The sequence below is a fragment of the Acetobacter ghanensis genome (assembly GCF_001499675.1).
GTDB classification, from domain to species: Bacteria; Pseudomonadota; Alphaproteobacteria; order Acetobacterales; family Acetobacteraceae; genus Acetobacter; species Acetobacter ghanensis.
In genome coordinates, this window is record NZ_LN609302.1 from 1,198,487 (window position 1) to 1,213,476 (window position 14,990).

Sequence of the window (14,990 nt, forward strand, 5' to 3'; positions counted from 1 at the left end):
TATGCTGAACCCGATGTCTGTCATGGTGTTGCTGGAGGGGGAGTTCCGGCGGCTTGTGCTGTGGGGGCCTGTGCTGCTGGCGCTGGGGGCTCTGGCCTATTTTGTATGGCCCTATGAGCCGGGGTACGGGGCAGGGTTACTGCTGCCTGCCTGCATTGCTGTGGTGGGTTTGGGGGCCTGTTTTTATTGGCGTGGCAGCCTTGCCGCGCGGCTGGGCGGTGGTGCAGGCGTGGCGTTGGCTGTTGGGTTTGCTGCGGCATGGCTGGCGGCCCACCGTCAGCCCCCCATGCCCGAATTGCCGCGTAGGGCCACTGAGCTTACGGGCATTGTGCAGGATGTGGCCTATTTTCCCGCCCTATCTGGGCAGGGAGGACCGGTGCGGCGCGTCACACTGGCGCATGGTGTGCTGCATGATTTTGTAGATGACGGCATGGCCCCGCTGCGCCGGAGTCTGAGCATCCGCCTTGCACCGCAGGACGAGGGGAGTGTGGCGCCGGGGGACGGGTTGCGTGTGCGCGTGGTTTTGCAACCTCCCCCTTTTCCTGCCTTACCGGGAGGGCGGGATAAACAGTTCGAAGCATGGTTTTCTGGTCAGGCTGGCGGTGGTTATGCCTTGGCAGGTGCGCAGGTGGAGCCGGGTCAGCCGCAGAAACTATTTGGGTATCAACATGCACTGACAATGCTGCGCCAGCGGGTGGATGCGCGGATACGCCAAATTCTGCCCGGTTCATCCGGCACGGTTGTGGCGACTCTGTTGGCGGGCAGGGCTGAGTCTGTGCCGCAAAATGTGCGGGAGGACTTTGCCGCATCCGGGCTTGCACACCTGCTGGCGGTTGCGGGGCTACACCTTGGCATTGTTATGGGGGCGGCCATGCTGGTCTGCCGTATGGGGCTGGCAGCGTGGGAGTATGCGGCCCTCCGGTGGCCGTGCAAGGCCATTGCCGCAGGTACCGCATGGGTGGTGGGAGGCGGATATGTGCTGCTGACGGGGGCACACCTGCCTGCCGAACGCAGTTGGATGATGTCCAGCGTTGTGGTGCTTGGGCTTGTGGTGGGGCGTAGGGCCGTGTCCATGCGGGGGCTGGCACTGGCTGCAACCATTATGCTGCTTGTGGCGCCACAGGTTGTGCTGGATGTGGCTTTTCAAATGTCCATGGCAGCGGTTATGGCGCTTGTGGCGGGGTATGAGGCCCTGCAACTGCGCATCTTACGCTGGGTTTCCGGTATGAGTGGTGCAAAGCACACACTTGCCCGGCATGGCGTCATGCTGGTGCTGACCAGCCTGCTAGCTGGCACGGCCACTCTACCGGTGGTCATGGCGCATTTTGGTGTTGTGCAGCCGTTTTTTGTTTTGGCCAATCTAGTTGCTGTGCCGTTAATGGCGCTGTGGATTATGCCGTTGGGGCTGGTCGCGCTGGTTGCCATGCCTTTGCATGTTGATGCGCCGTTTTTACATCTTATGAGTGGTGGCGTGCGCGTTGTGTTGTGGTTGGCGCACTGCGTGGCTGGCTGGCCGGGTGCGCGTATTGCCGTGCCCGCCATGCCGGGTTGGGGGCTGGCTGCCGTTTTGCTGGGGTTGTGCTGGCTGTGTCTCTGGCGAGGGGCATGGCGGTGGTGGGGAATGCCCGTTGTACTGTTAGGCACCATAACCCCGTGGCTGGTGACGCAACCTGATATTCTGATCAGCCCGGATGGGCAGTTGATGGGTGTCAAAGACGTGGCCACCCTGCGTGTTATGGGGCATGCGCGGGATGAGCGCGCCCTAAAGGCGGCATGGGCGCAGGCTTTGGCTCTGCCTGTATCCGATTTTTCCGGCACAGGTGAGAACAGGGCAGAAACAGCCGATGGCAGCCTGCTCTGTGGTGAAAGCGAAGTGGCAGGTACCTGCGCTCTGCTGCGTTACGGGCAGGAAGTGATTTTGCGCATTCATGATCCATCGGACGGGCGTATTCCCCTGCCGGATGATGTGTGTGCACAGGCTGCGGCGGTGGTGAGTGTTGCCCCGCTTCGGGTATCCTGCCCTCATGTGCCTGTCAGGCTGGATCGTTTTTCTGCGTGGCGTGGTGGGGCGCAGGCTGTTTTTCTGGCGCATGGTGTGCGGGTGACCAGCGACCGGCAAAAACAGGGAGAACGCTTGTGGGTGCTCAAACCCGGCGGCCACGGTATGCCTACGCTGCCCTTGGCACAGGCTGAATAGGGCGAACGCATGTCAGACAAACACGTTATGTAGAGTGCTAGACAGGGAACGTTGAGCAGGAGTTTTTAACTGTTTGCTCAACAGGTTTTTGGCTTCTCATAAATAAAAGGCCTGATCATGGACATCCCCCCAATTATTCCCGGAGTTTTGGCCAGAAAAGCTCGCAAGTCGCCTATGGCCCTGCTCTTGTGTTTGCTTGTGGGGTTGCCGTTGCTTTTGCCTCAGACCCATGCGCGGGCCGAGCAGGCTCCCACCATGTGGTACTGGCATAACTGGGCGGATAAATCCGGGATTAGCCACATGACCAAATGCCCAATACGGAATTTTGATCTCAAAACAATGTCGCGCCCGGCTGGGCCTCAATGGCAGGACCGACAGACCCCCGGTGCGGCGCAGATGATTTTTACCGTCCAGCCCGCGCATTGGAATGGCACGTGGCACCCCGACCCCAAGGTCCAGTGGATTATTCCCTTGAGCGGGTCATGGTATGTGACCGCCATGGATGGGACAAAGGTGGTCATGGGGCCGGGAGAAATATCGCTCGGCGAGGACCAGCGGAGCGTGCGCGACGGCGCTGGTCGCATTGGGCACTACGCCGGTAATGTGGGGGATGGACCGGTGCAGCTTCTGGTGATCCAGACGGATGAGGTGCCCACCATTGGGCAACCCTGCCGCTTTAGGTAGGAGGCACCCGGCTGCACGCACCCGCTTGGCGGGTTTTAGCCCTCCGCGCTGTCAAACGCTTCCATAACCCGGCTGGAGTAAACGAGGGCCGCGCCCGCGTTTAGCGCCACGGCGACACCCAGAGCCTCGGCAATTTCCTCCTTGCTTGCGCCAGCTTTGCGCGCGGCGGCGGAATGGACGGCAATGCACCCATCGCATCGGGTGGTTACGGCCACCGCCAGCGCAATGAGCTCACGCGTTTTAGCGTCCAGATGCTTCAGTTCGGGCAGTGGAGTTTCCAGCGTTTGCAACCCCTTGAGTGTATTGGGGGTCAATTGGGCCAGTGTTTTGACATTTTTTTGCATATTGGCGCGATAAGCGTTCCAGTCGGTCATGACGTGGACTCCGATATGGGTATGATGGACCCCAGAACAGCACCAGAGCACTTCGGCCTTGTCACGACACGGTTAGGAGAGGTGATGGCGCTTGCAGAAAGAGCCTTCAAGCCGTTATCGGGCAGAATTATGACAGATATGAACATGAGCGGGGCCTCCGCAGCGACCAGGCAGGGGCCTCTGGCAGTTTACCAGCAGCGTATTGCCACTGGTGACATAAAGAGTGATCCGGATCAGGCTCGTGTGGTCGAGCGCCTGGACCAGTTGTGGCGCGAACTGGCCGCCATGCCCGAACGCCCGCCACAGGCCGCAGCGCCCGCCAGCAAAGGGCGCGGTTTTCTGGCAGGGTTGGCCAAAAGGCTAATGAACCAGCCAGCCCAGACTGCGCAGCACCGCCCGCGCGGTCTTTATATTGTAGGGCGGGTCGGCCGTGGCAAAACCATGGTCATGGATCTGTTTTTCGGGTGTGCGCCTGTCAGGCTCAAGGAGCGTATTCACTTCCTGCGCTTCATGCAGGATGTGCATCAGAAGCTCCATGCCCTTAAGGCTGCCAACCCCGGTATGACGGACCCTATTCCGCCGCTGGCCAAAGCCATTGCAGCGCGTGTGCAGTTGCTGTGCTTTGACGAGTTCCAGGTCAACGACATTGCAGACGCCATGATTCTGGGGCGACTGTTTGAAGCTCTGTTTGCAGATGGGGTGGTTATTGTGGCCACCTCCAACACGGAACCCTCGCAACTGTTCCAGAACCGTCCGGGGGCAGACGCCTTTAAGCCCTTTATTGCCATTATCAAGCGCGAACTGGATACGATCGAGCTGGATTCGCCAAGGGATTACCGGCGTGGGCGCGAGCAGGACCGACAGACATGGCTTGTCCCGGCGGATGCGCAGGCCCATGCCACGCTGGACCGGATATTTGCGCATCAGGCGGGTTCCGCCAGCCCTGCGCCAGTCACGCTGGAATTTATTGGGCGCAGTTTTGTCGTGGAGCAGGCGGCAGGTCCGGTGTGCCGTTTCGATTTCAACTCTTTGTGTGGAAAACCGCTGGGTCCGAACGACTATCTGGCGTTGGCCAAGCGTTTTCCCGTTGTCGTGATCGATAACATACCCTGCATGGGGCAGGACGAAGCCAACCTCGCGCGGCGCTTCATCACGCTCATAGATGCCTTGTATGATAACGGAAATCTGCTGTTTGCCTCAGCTGCGGCCCCACCTGACAAACTGTTTACCGAGGGTGAAGGATCGGACGCTTTTGCCCGCACAGCCTCCCGTCTGGCTGAAATGGGCAGTGAAAGCTGGCTCGAACACGGTGCGCAGGCGGCACAGGCGGCGCACAGCCTCGCTAGAGCGTGACAGGTGGTGCCCTTGTTCCGGCCCCATGGCCGGTCTAGCTCTTGAGACAGAAAGAGGCCGGGGGCTGTCTGCTTCTGGCAAGGGATATCAAGGGCACTCCACGAATGGGTGGGGTGAAGGAAAAGATGGTCCGGCTTACGTTGGAGTGTGACACAACATCTGGTCTGCGGCGCGAGATCACCCCGCGACAGGGAGGAATGTGAGATGGCGGTATCTGATATGCTGGCAACCGCTCTGAACGGTGCCAATATCGCGTACCTTGCGGATTTGTATGCCCAGTGGGCCAAGGATCCAAAAAGTGTAGATCCCTCCTTCGATATTCTCTTCAGTTCGTTGGGGGATGATGAGACCGCCGTGCTGCATGATGCGCTGGGCGCATCATGGGCGCCGCGCCCATCCATTATTACGGGGGAAGAGCCGCCACCACCCGCCAAGGGTGGCCCGGCGGGTGGTCTGGCCGCGCAGGACAGTCTGGGTATTGCCCGTCTGGTGCGTGCCTACCGCGAGTACGGTCATCTGGAAGCCACGCTGGACCCGCTGGGCCTTAAGGTGCCAGCCAAGCGTGAGGAACTGGACCCACAGACTTACGGGTTTGGCCCCAAGGATATGGACCGTGAGGTCTTTATTGGCTCGCTGCTGGACCCTCTGCTCAAGGGGCGTAATACAGCCAAGGTCAAAGACGTGGTTGCGGCGCTGCGAGCCGTGTATTGCAGCAATATTGGCGCGGAATACCTGTATGCCCGTAATGCTGAGCAGCGCGAATGGTTCCGCCAGCGGCTGGAAGGGGACAACTGGCAACAGAATGTCAGTGTGGCAGAACGCAAGAGCATCCTGAAAAATCTGGCGGAAGCCGAAGGGTTCGAAGCCTTCTGCCAGAAGCGTTATGTGGGTGCCAAGCGTTTTGGTCTGGAAGGGGGCGAAATCTCCATTCCCGCCCTGCACGCTATTGTGGACCAGTCTGCTGCTCAGGGTGTTGGGTCTGTTACCATTGGTATGGCGCACCGTGGCCGCCTGAACACGCTGGTTAACGTGGTGCGCAAGCCTTACGTTGCAATCTTTAATGAATTTGCCGGTGGTTCTTTCAAACCTGACAATGTGGAAGGCTCGGGGGACGTTAAGTACCATCTGGGGTCTTCGGCTGATGTGGAAGTGGGCGGTCGTTCTGTCCATATTTCCCTCCTGCCTAACCCCTCCCATCTGGAAGCGGTCGATCCGGTTGTGCTGGGCAAGGTCCGCGCAACGCAGGATGATACCGGCGATACGGAAAACCGCAGTGGCAGCATGGGCATTATCATTCATGGTGATGCAGCGTTTGCCGGGCAGGGCATTGTTTACGAAACATTTGCCATGTCCCAGTTGCCGGGTTACCGCACGGGCGGCACCATTCATATGGTCGTCAACAACCAGATCGGGTTTACCACCAACCCCGAGTGCGGACATTCTGGCGTATATGGCACGGACCTTGCCAAATCCATTGAGGCACCGGTCCTGCATGTGAACGGGGATGACGCGGAGGCGGTTATTTACGTCTCCCGCCTTGCCGCAGATTACCGGCAGAAATTCGCCAGCGACATTGTGCTGGATATTGTCTGCTACCGGCGCCATGGCCATAACGAAACGGACGAACCGGTCTTTACCCAGCCCGTCATGTACAAGGCCATTGCCAGCCACGAAACACCACACACCCTGTATGCCCGCCGGGTTGTGGAAAGCGGCGTGATGACCGAAGCCGAAGCGCAGGCCCAGTGGGATGCGTTTCAGGAACGGCTGGAAGCTGATTACAAGGCGGCAGAGTCCTACAAGGTCAACAAGGCAGATTGGTTGGAAGGCGGCTGGAAAGGGTTAAGCGCGCCGGGGCAGAAGCCCGAGCAGGCATGGCCCGAAACCGGTGTGGCGCTGGATACGCTGCGCAAAATTGGTGCTGCAATCACCAAGGTTCCAGAAGGGTTTAACCTTAACTCCAAAATTGCCCGCCAGCTCAAGGCCAAGGCAGGCATGTTCAGTTCGGGCGAGGGTTTTGACTGGGCAACGGGGGAAGCGCTGGGCTTTGGCTCCCTGCTAGTGGAGGGGCACCGTGTGCGCCTGTCTGGTGAGGACTGCCAACGTGGTACGTTCAGCCAGCGCCATGCTACATGGACTGATCAGGTCAACCAGACCCCCTGCACACCTCTGAACCATATTCAGGCAGATCAGGCTCAGATTGAAATCTGGAACTCGCTGCTGTCCGAATACGGCGTGTTGGGTTTTGAGTATGGGTATTCCGTACGCAATCCGCAGACGCTGGTTCTGTGGGAAGCCCAGTTTGGTGATTTTGCCAACTGCGCACAGGTCATTATTGACCAGTTCATTGCATCGGGTGAGACCAAGTGGCTGCGTATGTCCGGTCTGGTGCTGCTTCTGCCCCACGGGTACGAAGGGCAGGGGCCGGAACATTCTTCCGCCCGTCTGGAGCGTTACCTCCAGCTCTGCGCTGAAGACAACATGTTCGTGTGCAACATCACCACGCCAGCCAACTACTTCCATGCGCTGCGCCGTCAGCTCAAGCTGGATTACCGCAAGCCGCTGGTGCTGATGGAGCCCAAGTCCCTGCTGCGGCACAAGCTGGCTGTTTCGTCTCTGGCAGATTTTGGGCCGGGCACGCGGTTCAGCCCCGTTCTGCCCGAAGCGGATGCGCTTGGGCCAGATGCCAAGGTCAAGCGCGTGGTGATCTGCTCCGGCAAGGTCTATTACGACCTGCTGGCAGCGCGTCGCGAAAAAGACATCAAGGATGTTGCCATCCTGCGTGTGGAGCAACTCTACCCCTTCCCCGAAGCAGCACTTGCAGCCGAGCTGAAGCGTTATCCTGATGCGGACATTGTCTGGTGTCAGGAGGAAACGGAAAATGGCGGTGCATGGCACTTTGTGGACCGGCGGATTGAAAAAGCTCTGGCACGGGCAGGCCATAAGGCAGGTCGTCCGCAGTATGTGGGGCGTGCGGCGGCTGCCAGCCCCGCTACTGGTCTGGCCCGCATTCATGCGGCCGAGCAGGCGGACCTTGTGGAACGGGCACTTGGGCTTAAGGCTGCACGCTGAGCACGGCCTGAAATTTTAGAAGAATTGTCCGCCTTACGCGGAAGAAAAACCCTGTGTGGAAAAACCATTGCCCCACACAGGAGATTTCTTGAGAAGAATGGGGAACAGGATGTCAGTCGAGATCAAGGTGCCAACACTGGGCGAGAGCGTGACCACGGCAACCATTGCCAAATGGCTGAAGCAGCCGGGCGATGCCGTAAAGGAAGATGAACCGGTCGTTGAACTTGAAACTGATAAGGTCAGTGTGGAAGTAGCCGCCCCGCAGGCTGGCGTGCTTGGCCCGCAGGCCGTGAAGGAAGGGGACGAGGTAGAAGTAGGTGCCCTGCTGGCTACCGTTGAACCCGGCAAGGCGGGGGCCGCCCCAGCAGCGCCCAAGGCCACAGCACCGGAAAAGAAGGTGGAAGCCCCCGCCGCCCCGGCAGCAAAACCAGCAGCGCCTGCAGTGGATTCCGCTGCGGCCCTGCCAGCAGCACGCAAGATCATGGCTGAAAATGGCCTGAATGCAGGGCAGGTTGGTCAGGGTACAGGCCTTGGCGGGCGTATTACCAAAGGCGATGTTCTGGGCTTTTTGTCCCAGCCGCAGGCAAGTGCGCCAGCAGCAGCACCAAAGCCCGCCCGTAAGGACGACCCGCGTGAAGAACGCGTGAAGATGACGCGCCTGCGCCGCACCATTGCCCGCCGCCTGAAGGAAGCGCAGAACACGGCGGCCATGCTGACCACGTTTAACGAAATCGACATGTCCGGTGCCATGGCGCTGCGTGCCGAGTTTCAGGAAAACTTTGTTAAAAAGCATGGTGTGAAGCTGGGTTATATGTCCATCTTCTCCCGCGCGGTTATTGCCGCCCTTAAAGAATTCCCGGCCATTAACGCCGAGATTGACGGGGAAGACGTGATTTACCGCGACTTCGTCAACCTTGGTATTGCCGTGGGTGGCCCCAACGGTCTGGTCGTGCCGGTTATTCGCGATGCGGATAAAATGAGCTTTGCCCAGATTGAAAAAACCATTGCCGGGTTTGGTAAGGCCGCGCGTGAAGGTACGCTTAAGCTGGATGAACTCTCCGGCGGTACGTTCTCCATTACCAACGGCGGCATCTATGGCTCGCTGCTGTCCACCCCGATCCTGAACTCCCCGCAGTCCGGTATTCTGGGCATGCACTCCATTCAGGAACGCCCGGTTGCCGTAAACGGGCAGGTGGTCATTCGCCCGATGATGTATGTGGCCCTGTCCTACGACCATCGCATCGTGGACGGTAAGGAGGCGGTCAGCTTCCTTGTAAGGCTCAAACAGAATGTGGAAGACCCCCGCCGCCTGCTGATTGACGTCTGATCTGACACTGGCACAGGCCGGAGGCTGCCTATGCGCTGCTCTCCGGCCTTTCCTTTTTTGCAGAACCCAACGTGAGCGAGACAATACCCATGCCGACCGAAATTAAAGTACCGACCCTTGGAGAAAGCGTAACCACCGCCACGGTAGGGAAGTGGCTCAAGCAGCCGGGTGAAGCGGTTAAGGAAGACGAACCGGTTGTAGAGCTGGAAACAGACAAGGTAAGCGTTGAAGTGCCTGCCCCAGCCGCCGGTCGGCTGGAAAACCATGCCGTGAAGGAAGGCGATGAGGTTGAAGTGGGTGCCGTGCTGGCCCTGCTGGAAGCCGGAGCCGCAGGCAAGGCCGCAGCCCCGGCAGCACAAGCCGCTCCCACGCAGGCTGCCCCTGCTCCCAAGGCGGAAGCACAGGCTACTCCCCCGGCTGAGACGGATTACGATGTTGTGGTCATTGGTGCGGGGCCGGGTGGGTATGTCTGCGCCATTCGCGCCGCCCAGCTCGGCTTCAAGGTTGCCTGCGTGGAAAAACGCGCAACCCTTGGTGGCACGTGCCTGAATGTCGGCTGCATTCCCTCCAAGGCGCTGCTTCAGTCCTCCGAAAATTATCACGCTGCGGGGCATGACTTTGCCGCCCATGGTGTGCTGATTGATAGCGTAAAGCTCGATCTGGCCAAGATGCAGGCCCGCAAGGCCGATATTGTTGGTGCTAACGTGAAGGGGGTTGAATTCCTTTTCAAGAAAAACGGCATCACATGGCTTAAAGGTCATGGCAAGGTGGAAGGCACGGGCCGCCTGAGCGTGGATGGTAAGCCGGTAACAGCCAAACACATCATAATTGCCAGTGGCAGCGACAGCGCAAACCTGCCGGGCATTGAGATTGATGAAAAAGTTATTGTCACCTCCACCGGTGCGCTGGAACTGTCCGAAGTGCCCAAGCGCCTGGTGGTTATTGGTGGCGGCGTAATCGGTCTGGAACTGGGCAGCGTATGGCACCGCCTTGGTGCGGAAGTGACCGTGGTTGAGTTCCTGGACCGTCTGGTGCCCGGTACGGATAACGAAGTGGCAGCACAGTTCCAGAAACTGCTGACAAAGCAGGGCTTCAAGATGAAGCTGGGCCACAAGGTGACCAAAGCCGAAAAAACCAAAAAAGGCGTTGTGCTCAGCATTGAACCCTCTGCCGGTGGTGCAGTGGAAACGCTGGAAGCCGATGTGGTTCTGGTTGCAGTTGGTCGTACAGCTGCCAGTAAAAACATGGGGCTGGAAGAAGCCGGTATTGCGCTGGACAAGCGTGGCCGTGTGGAAGTGGACGCCCATTACGCTACCAACGTGCCGGGTATTTACGCCATTGGGGACGTAATTGCTGGCCCCATGCTGGCCCACAAGGCGGAAGAGGAAGGTGTGGCTCTGGCCGAACTGCTGGCAGGGCAGGCCGGGCACGTCAATTACGATGCCATTCCCGGCGTTATTTATACATGGCCGGAAGTTGCTTCCGTCGGCTTTACGGAAGAGCAGCTCAAGGACAAAGGCGTTGCTTACAAGACTGGCAAGTTCCCCTTCCTTGCCAATGGCCGCGCACGTGCGCTGGGCATGACGGATGGCTTTGTTAAAGTGCTGGCCGACAAGCAGACAGACCGCGTGCTGGGTGTGCACATTATTGGCCCCGCAGCAGGTGAACTGATTGCCGAAGCAACGATGGCGATCGAATTTGGCGCCTCTGCGGAAGATATTGGCCGCGTCTGCCACGCGCATCCAACCCTGAGCGAAGCCGTAAAAGAAGCCGCGCTGGGTGCTGACAACCGCGCGATCAACATCTGATAATTTTCATCCTGTCAGAACTGGTGTCATACTCTCTCCCGTAGTTCCATACGGGAGAGCGTTATGTGCGCGACAAGGAATCTGGCAGTCTGGTCAGCCATGGCTGGCAGTTTTCTGGCTTTCCCCAGTATGGTCTGGGCACAGGCGGTATGGCAGCGCCCAGACCATACCGCCACCTTGCCCACGCCAGAGCAGACACGCCCTGCTCATGTAGATGATAGCGCTTTGGACCCTGCTTTTGCTGGTGTGTCCGGCGCGGCTCCCATACATTCCGATACCCCTGAAGAGCAGGCATTACCGCCCATTCCTGTTGTTTCGGAAGATGAAGCACGGCAGGAGGCGGAGGCCCTTACCAGAGCCTTCCGGCATGAGGTGCCGGTCGCTCTTCCTGTATCCTCTGCATATAAAACGGCATGGGTTGCATTAGCGCGCCAGCAGCTTGAGCAGGCGGGGTATGTGCTGGACCGACCACAGGTGCTTGTGGTGGTGGATCGTAACCCCAGAGTGCAGCGTCTGTGCCTGATTCTGGCTTTGCCTTCCAGCCCGGACTGGCAGGTTATTGGCAGCGCCAGAGTCTCTACCGGCACAACGGGGCGCAAATATTATTACATTACCCCCACGGGCGTTTTTCCCAATTCGGCAGATCGGCTTGGGTACCGTGCTTTAGGCACCAAGAATGAAAACGGCATTATGGGAAATGGTACAACAGGTATGCGCGTGTGGGATTTTGGCTGGCAGTGGGCGGAAAAAGGGTGGTTACTCAGCCACGATAAGGTGCAGATCCGTTTGGAAATGCACGCCACAGACCCTGTATATCTGGAACAGCGTTTGGGGCATACTGCATCGGAAGGATGTATCCGTATTCCGTCCTCGCTGAATGTGTTTATCGACAGGCACGGGCTGCTGGATGTGCAGTATGAGCAAAAAGCGGCCGTAGACCGTCGTTTTGCTGCCTTGTTACGCAAAGACCGCGTTGCCTCACCCATAGCCGGGTTGGTTGTTGTTGTGGTGGATACGGCTGATTATGCCTCTCCGCTGCCTTTGGCGGTGCTTAAAAACACCGATATGCTGCATAAGCATGATGCGCGTGGCTAGTGTGCGGATAGTACGTTGGCGAGCTGCATATAAATAAAGCGCAAGCTGTTGGGCTTGCGCTTTTGTTTGTCTGGAGTGTGGTTATCCAGCGGGGAGTTAGAGGTCCGCTGGAACTTTGCCACCGTTTTCGGCCAGTTTCTGACGCACTTCCTTAATCAGCCAGACATTCATGCTTGCGCTGTCTTCTGTGTTGCCTGTGTAGCCCAGTTCAGCCGCCAGTTTTTTGCGGGCATCCAGCGAGCTGTCCAGACCCAGTAGTTTGAGCAGGTCAACAATGGATTCTTTCCAGTTCAGGTTCTGTCCGTTCTGGGCGGCAAGGCTGCTCAGAACCGCATCAACATTCACTGGGGACCCTGCGGGGGGAACTGTGCCAGGTGCAGAAACTGCCGCAGCAGACGGCTGGGCGTTGGCATTGGCGGGGGAGGTCGTATCGGGCGTTGCGGCTTTAGCGTGATGAAAAATGGCGGATAGAATGGAACCAAAAATGCTCATGTGGAAATTCCCTTTCATAAGATGCCGTCGATGACTGTCTGCCAAGGTAACATGACAAATCTGTCAGAAAAGAGACAGTTCTGTGCAAAGCAGAGCCAGCGCGTTGCCATGTGCATGGTAACGGTTTGTCTGCCTGCGGGTTCAGACTAAAAAATATCCTGAACCGTTGATGTTTTTTTGGGGGGGGAGTGGGCAGCCCATGCCGTGGTTGCGCGCTGGCGCCAGCATGGGCTGAACCCGAAGGGATGCTGGAGGGTGCCCATGTGGCGCCCCCTCCAGCATCCGGTCATGGTAACTTAGTAACGGTATTCTTCGTGCTTGAAGGGACCGTTAACCGGAACGTCAATGTATTTGGCCTGTGTTTCGCTCAGCTTGCTCAGCTGCGCGCCAACTTTGGCCAGATGCAGGGCTGCAACTTTTTCGTCCAGCTTTTTGGGTAGGGTGTAAACCTTGACCTCATACTTACCTTCCGGCGCAGTCCACAGTTCGATCTGGGCCAGCGTCTGGTTGGTAAAGGAAGCGGACATAACAAAGGACGGATGACCGGTTGCGTTGCCCAGATTGACCAGACGGCCTTCGGACAGAACAATCAGGCGCTTGCCATCGGGGAAGATGACTTCATCAACCTGCGGTTTGATGTTTTCCCACGTGAAGTTACGCAGGCCGCCGATCTGGATTTCGGAGTCAAAGTGGCCGATGTTGCACACAATGGCGCGGTTCTTCATGGCGCGCATGTGGTCAACGGTAATCACGTCCACGTTGCCGGTTGCGGTCACAAAAATGTCCCCACGCGGTGCAGCGGCTTCCATGGTGACCACTTCGTAGCCTTCCATGGCGGCCTGCAGGGCGCAGATCGGGTCCACTTCCGTTACCAGCACGCGGCAGCCTGCATTGCGCAGGGAAGCAGCGGAGCCTTTGCCCACGTCACCATAACCGGCAACAACGGCAACCTTGCCGGCCATCATAACGTCGGTGCCACGGCGGATTGCGTCCACCAGGCTTTCGCGGCAGCCGTACAGGTTATCAAATTTGGATTTGGTAACGCTGTCGTTCACGTTGATGGCCGGAACCTTCAGCGTGCCTTTTTTCTGCATTTCCCACAGGCGGTGCACACCCGTTGTGGTTTCTTCCGACAGGCCTTTTACCTTGGCCAGCAGTTCGGGGTACTTGTCGTGCATCATGACGGTCAGGTCGCCGCCGTCATCCAGAATCATGTTCGGGGTCCAGCCATCGGGGCCCTGAATGGTCTGTTCAATACACCAGTTGAATTCGTCTTCCGTCAGGCCTTTCCATGCGAAGACGGGAATGCCAGCGGCGGCAATGGCGGCTGCGGCATGGTCCTGCGTGGAGAAAATGTTGCAAGAAGACCAGCGCACGGTTGCGCCCAGAGCGACCAGTGTTTCAATCAGAACAGCGGTCTGAATGGTCATGTGCAGGCAGCCTGCAATGCGCGCACCCTTGAGGGGCTGGCTTGCGCCGTATTCTTCGCGCAGCGCCATCAGGCCCGGCATTTCGCCTTCCGCAATGGAAATTTCCTTGCGACCCCAATCGGCCAGCGAGAGGTCCTTTACCTTATAGTCGCTCATATCATCCTGTTCTTTCTATGCAGAGTGCCGCTTTCTATACAGCCATAGCGGCCCATAGGCCAGTCAGAACAGGTCTGGCGGATTTGGGTGTGTGTTGTTTTCCTTGCAAGGATGGCTGTTTTCTGGTGTCCAGCATGACTGATCTAAAGACTGCTATGCTGGCTGTAACGGGTTTGTTCTGATGGCTGTTGTGCGTTCCGTTCTGTTTAATGTTGTGGCTTTTGTGCTGACCGGGGTTATGGGGGTTGGGGCATTGCCCATCCGCTGGTTCATGCCTGCGCAGGCGCTACCGTATGCCAAGTTGTGGTCGCGGTTGGTCCTGTGGCTGTTCCGCACCATTTGCGGGGTGCGCGTCAGCGTGAGTGGTCTGGAACATTTGCCCAGTTCGGGGGCGGCTCTTATTGCCTCACAGCATCAGTCTGCGTTCGATACGCTGGTATGGATGCTGCTGTTGCCTCGGCCGTGTTATGTGATGAAAGGGGAACTAACCCGCATTCCCCTGCTGGGCCCCATGCTGGTGCTGACGGGTATGATGCCGGTGGAACGGGCTGCTGGTGCGCGCGCCCTACGGCTGCTGTTGCAGGGTACGGACAAGGCTGTGGCCGACCAGCGGCAGATTATAATTTTTCCAGAAGGAACGCGCACCATGCCGGGCGAACATGTTGCGCTCAAACCCGGTATTGCGGCCATGTCCAACCATACCGGGTTGCCGGTTATTCCTGTGGCCACAAATTCCGGCCAGTTCTGGGGGCGCAATGCTTTTGTCAAACGCTCGGGCGTACTGCATGTGTGCATAGGCCCGGCCATAGGCCCTGCAAAGAGAGCCGTTCTGCTGGATGAGATTGAAAAAAGCTGGCGGACGCTGGAAGAGCATGCCGGTTTGTAAACCCATAGACCGGCTGGGCAGGGAAGGGGATAAAACGCACCGCGCTGTGGATAACTTTGTGGAGTATACGGCCCGTCATAAAAGGGTCATATTAGTAATGGTGCGTGATTTACTGC

11 protein-coding genes are annotated in these 14,990 nt (G+C 58.3%); 8 read left to right on the top strand and 3 right to left on the bottom strand.

What is annotated here, in order from left to right; genetic code table 11:
* Nucleotide 1: 1 nt before the first annotated feature.
* Together AGA_RS05815 and AGA_RS05820 are read left to right on the top strand one after the other, a co-directional pair.
* Entirely contained in the window at nucleotides 2–2,197 is a 2,196-nt protein-coding gene (locus tag AGA_RS05815; protein WP_059023446.1) for a ComEC/Rec2 family competence protein, read from the top strand.
* A 117-nt stretch (nucleotides 2,198–2,314) separates the two neighbouring features.
* Entirely contained in the window at nucleotides 2,315–2,881 is a 567-nt protein-coding gene (locus AGA_RS05820; protein ID WP_373319890.1) for a cupin domain-containing protein, read from the top strand.
* Nucleotides 2,882–2,916: 35 nt separating this feature from the next.
* Here the strand turns inward: AGA_RS05820 and AGA_RS05825 are convergent, their stop codons facing one another.
* Nucleotides 2,917–3,255, bottom strand: a complete 339-nt coding sequence (locus AGA_RS05825; protein ID WP_059023447.1) for a carboxymuconolactone decarboxylase family protein — start codon at nucleotides 3,253–3,255, stop codon at nucleotides 2,917–2,919.
* A gap of 84 nt (nucleotides 3,256–3,339) precedes the next feature.
* On the opposite strand from AGA_RS05825, the gene zapE reads away from it, so the two are divergent.
* The 5 genes from zapE (at nucleotide 3,340) to AGA_RS05850 (ending at nucleotide 11,910) form a co-directional block, all read left to right on the top strand.
* Complete coding sequence (gene zapE, locus AGA_RS05830) at nucleotides 3,340–4,608, top strand: cell division protein ZapE (protein WP_408735968.1); 1,269 nt, start codon at nucleotides 3,340–3,342, stop codon at nucleotides 4,606–4,608.
* A 204-nt stretch (nucleotides 4,609–4,812) separates the two neighbouring features.
* Nucleotides 4,813–7,680, top strand: coding sequence for a 2-oxoglutarate dehydrogenase E1 component (locus AGA_RS05835; protein ID WP_059023448.1), 2,868 nt, complete (start codon nucleotides 4,813–4,815; stop codon nucleotides 7,678–7,680).
* Nucleotides 7,681–7,789: 109 nt separating this feature from the next.
* Nucleotides 7,790–9,007, top strand: a complete 1,218-nt coding sequence (odhB, locus tag AGA_RS05840; RefSeq protein WP_059023449.1) for a 2-oxoglutarate dehydrogenase complex dihydrolipoyllysine-residue succinyltransferase — start codon at nucleotides 7,790–7,792, stop codon at nucleotides 9,005–9,007.
* Between the two features lie 89 nt (nucleotides 9,008–9,096).
* A complete protein-coding gene (lpdA, locus tag AGA_RS05845; RefSeq protein WP_059023450.1) occupies nucleotides 9,097–10,815 on the top strand; it encodes a dihydrolipoyl dehydrogenase in 1,719 nt (572 codons plus the stop codon).
* A gap of 63 nt (nucleotides 10,816–10,878) precedes the next feature.
* Nucleotides 10,879–11,910, top strand: a complete 1,032-nt coding sequence (locus tag AGA_RS05850) for a L,D-transpeptidase (RefSeq protein ID WP_231946067.1) — start codon at nucleotides 10,879–10,881, stop codon at nucleotides 11,908–11,910.
* A 96-nt stretch (nucleotides 11,911–12,006) separates the two neighbouring features.
* On the opposite strand, the gene AGA_RS05855 is transcribed toward AGA_RS05850, so the two are convergent.
* Together AGA_RS05855 and ahcY are read right to left on the bottom strand one after the other, a co-directional pair.
* Nucleotides 12,007–12,402: a DUF3597 domain-containing protein gene (locus tag AGA_RS05855; protein WP_059023451.1), complete on the bottom strand. Its 396-nt coding sequence runs from the start codon at nucleotides 12,400–12,402 to the stop codon at nucleotides 12,007–12,009.
* 296 nt (nucleotides 12,403–12,698) lie between these two features.
* Nucleotides 12,699–13,988: an adenosylhomocysteinase gene (ahcY, locus tag AGA_RS05860; RefSeq protein WP_059023452.1), complete on the bottom strand. Its 1,290-nt coding sequence runs from the start codon at nucleotides 13,986–13,988 to the stop codon at nucleotides 12,699–12,701.
* Nucleotides 13,989–14,169: 181 nt separating this feature from the next.
* Between ahcY and AGA_RS05865 the strand changes: the two genes are divergently transcribed.
* Complete coding sequence (locus tag AGA_RS05865) at nucleotides 14,170–14,874, top strand: lysophospholipid acyltransferase family protein (RefSeq protein WP_059023453.1); 705 nt, start codon at nucleotides 14,170–14,172, stop codon at nucleotides 14,872–14,874.
* Nucleotides 14,875–14,990 lie beyond the last annotated feature (116 nt).

What these genes read in the sequence shown, in the direction of transcription:
- AGA_RS05815 (WP_059023446.1), top strand. Translation starts at nt 2, where the DNA reads ATGCTGAACCCGATGTCTGTCATGGTGTTGCTGGAGGGGGAGTTCCGG.
- AGA_RS05820 (WP_373319890.1), top strand. Translation starts at nt 2,315, where the DNA reads ATGGACATCCCCCCAATTATTCCCGGAGTTTTGGCCAGAAAAGCTCGC.
- AGA_RS05825 (WP_059023447.1), bottom strand. Translation starts at nt 3,255, where the DNA reads ATGACCGACTGGAACGCTTATCGCGCCAATATGCAAAAAAATGTCAAA.
- zapE (WP_408735968.1), top strand. Translation starts at nt 3,340, where the DNA reads ATGGCGCTTGCAGAAAGAGCCTTCAAGCCGTTATCGGGCAGAATTATG.
- AGA_RS05835 (WP_059023448.1), top strand. Translation starts at nt 4,813, where the DNA reads ATGGCGGTATCTGATATGCTGGCAACCGCTCTGAACGGTGCCAATATC.
- odhB (WP_059023449.1), top strand. Translation starts at nt 7,790, where the DNA reads ATGTCAGTCGAGATCAAGGTGCCAACACTGGGCGAGAGCGTGACCACG.
- lpdA (WP_059023450.1), top strand. Translation starts at nt 9,097, where the DNA reads ATGCCGACCGAAATTAAAGTACCGACCCTTGGAGAAAGCGTAACCACC.
- AGA_RS05850 (WP_231946067.1), top strand. Translation starts at nt 10,879, where the DNA reads ATGTGCGCGACAAGGAATCTGGCAGTCTGGTCAGCCATGGCTGGCAGT.
- AGA_RS05855 (WP_059023451.1), bottom strand. Translation starts at nt 12,402, where the DNA reads ATGAGCATTTTTGGTTCCATTCTATCCGCCATTTTTCATCACGCTAAA.
- ahcY (WP_059023452.1), bottom strand. Translation starts at nt 13,988, where the DNA reads ATGAGCGACTATAAGGTAAAGGACCTCTCGCTGGCCGATTGGGGTCGC.
- AGA_RS05865 (WP_059023453.1), top strand. Translation starts at nt 14,170, where the DNA reads ATGGCTGTTGTGCGTTCCGTTCTGTTTAATGTTGTGGCTTTTGTGCTG.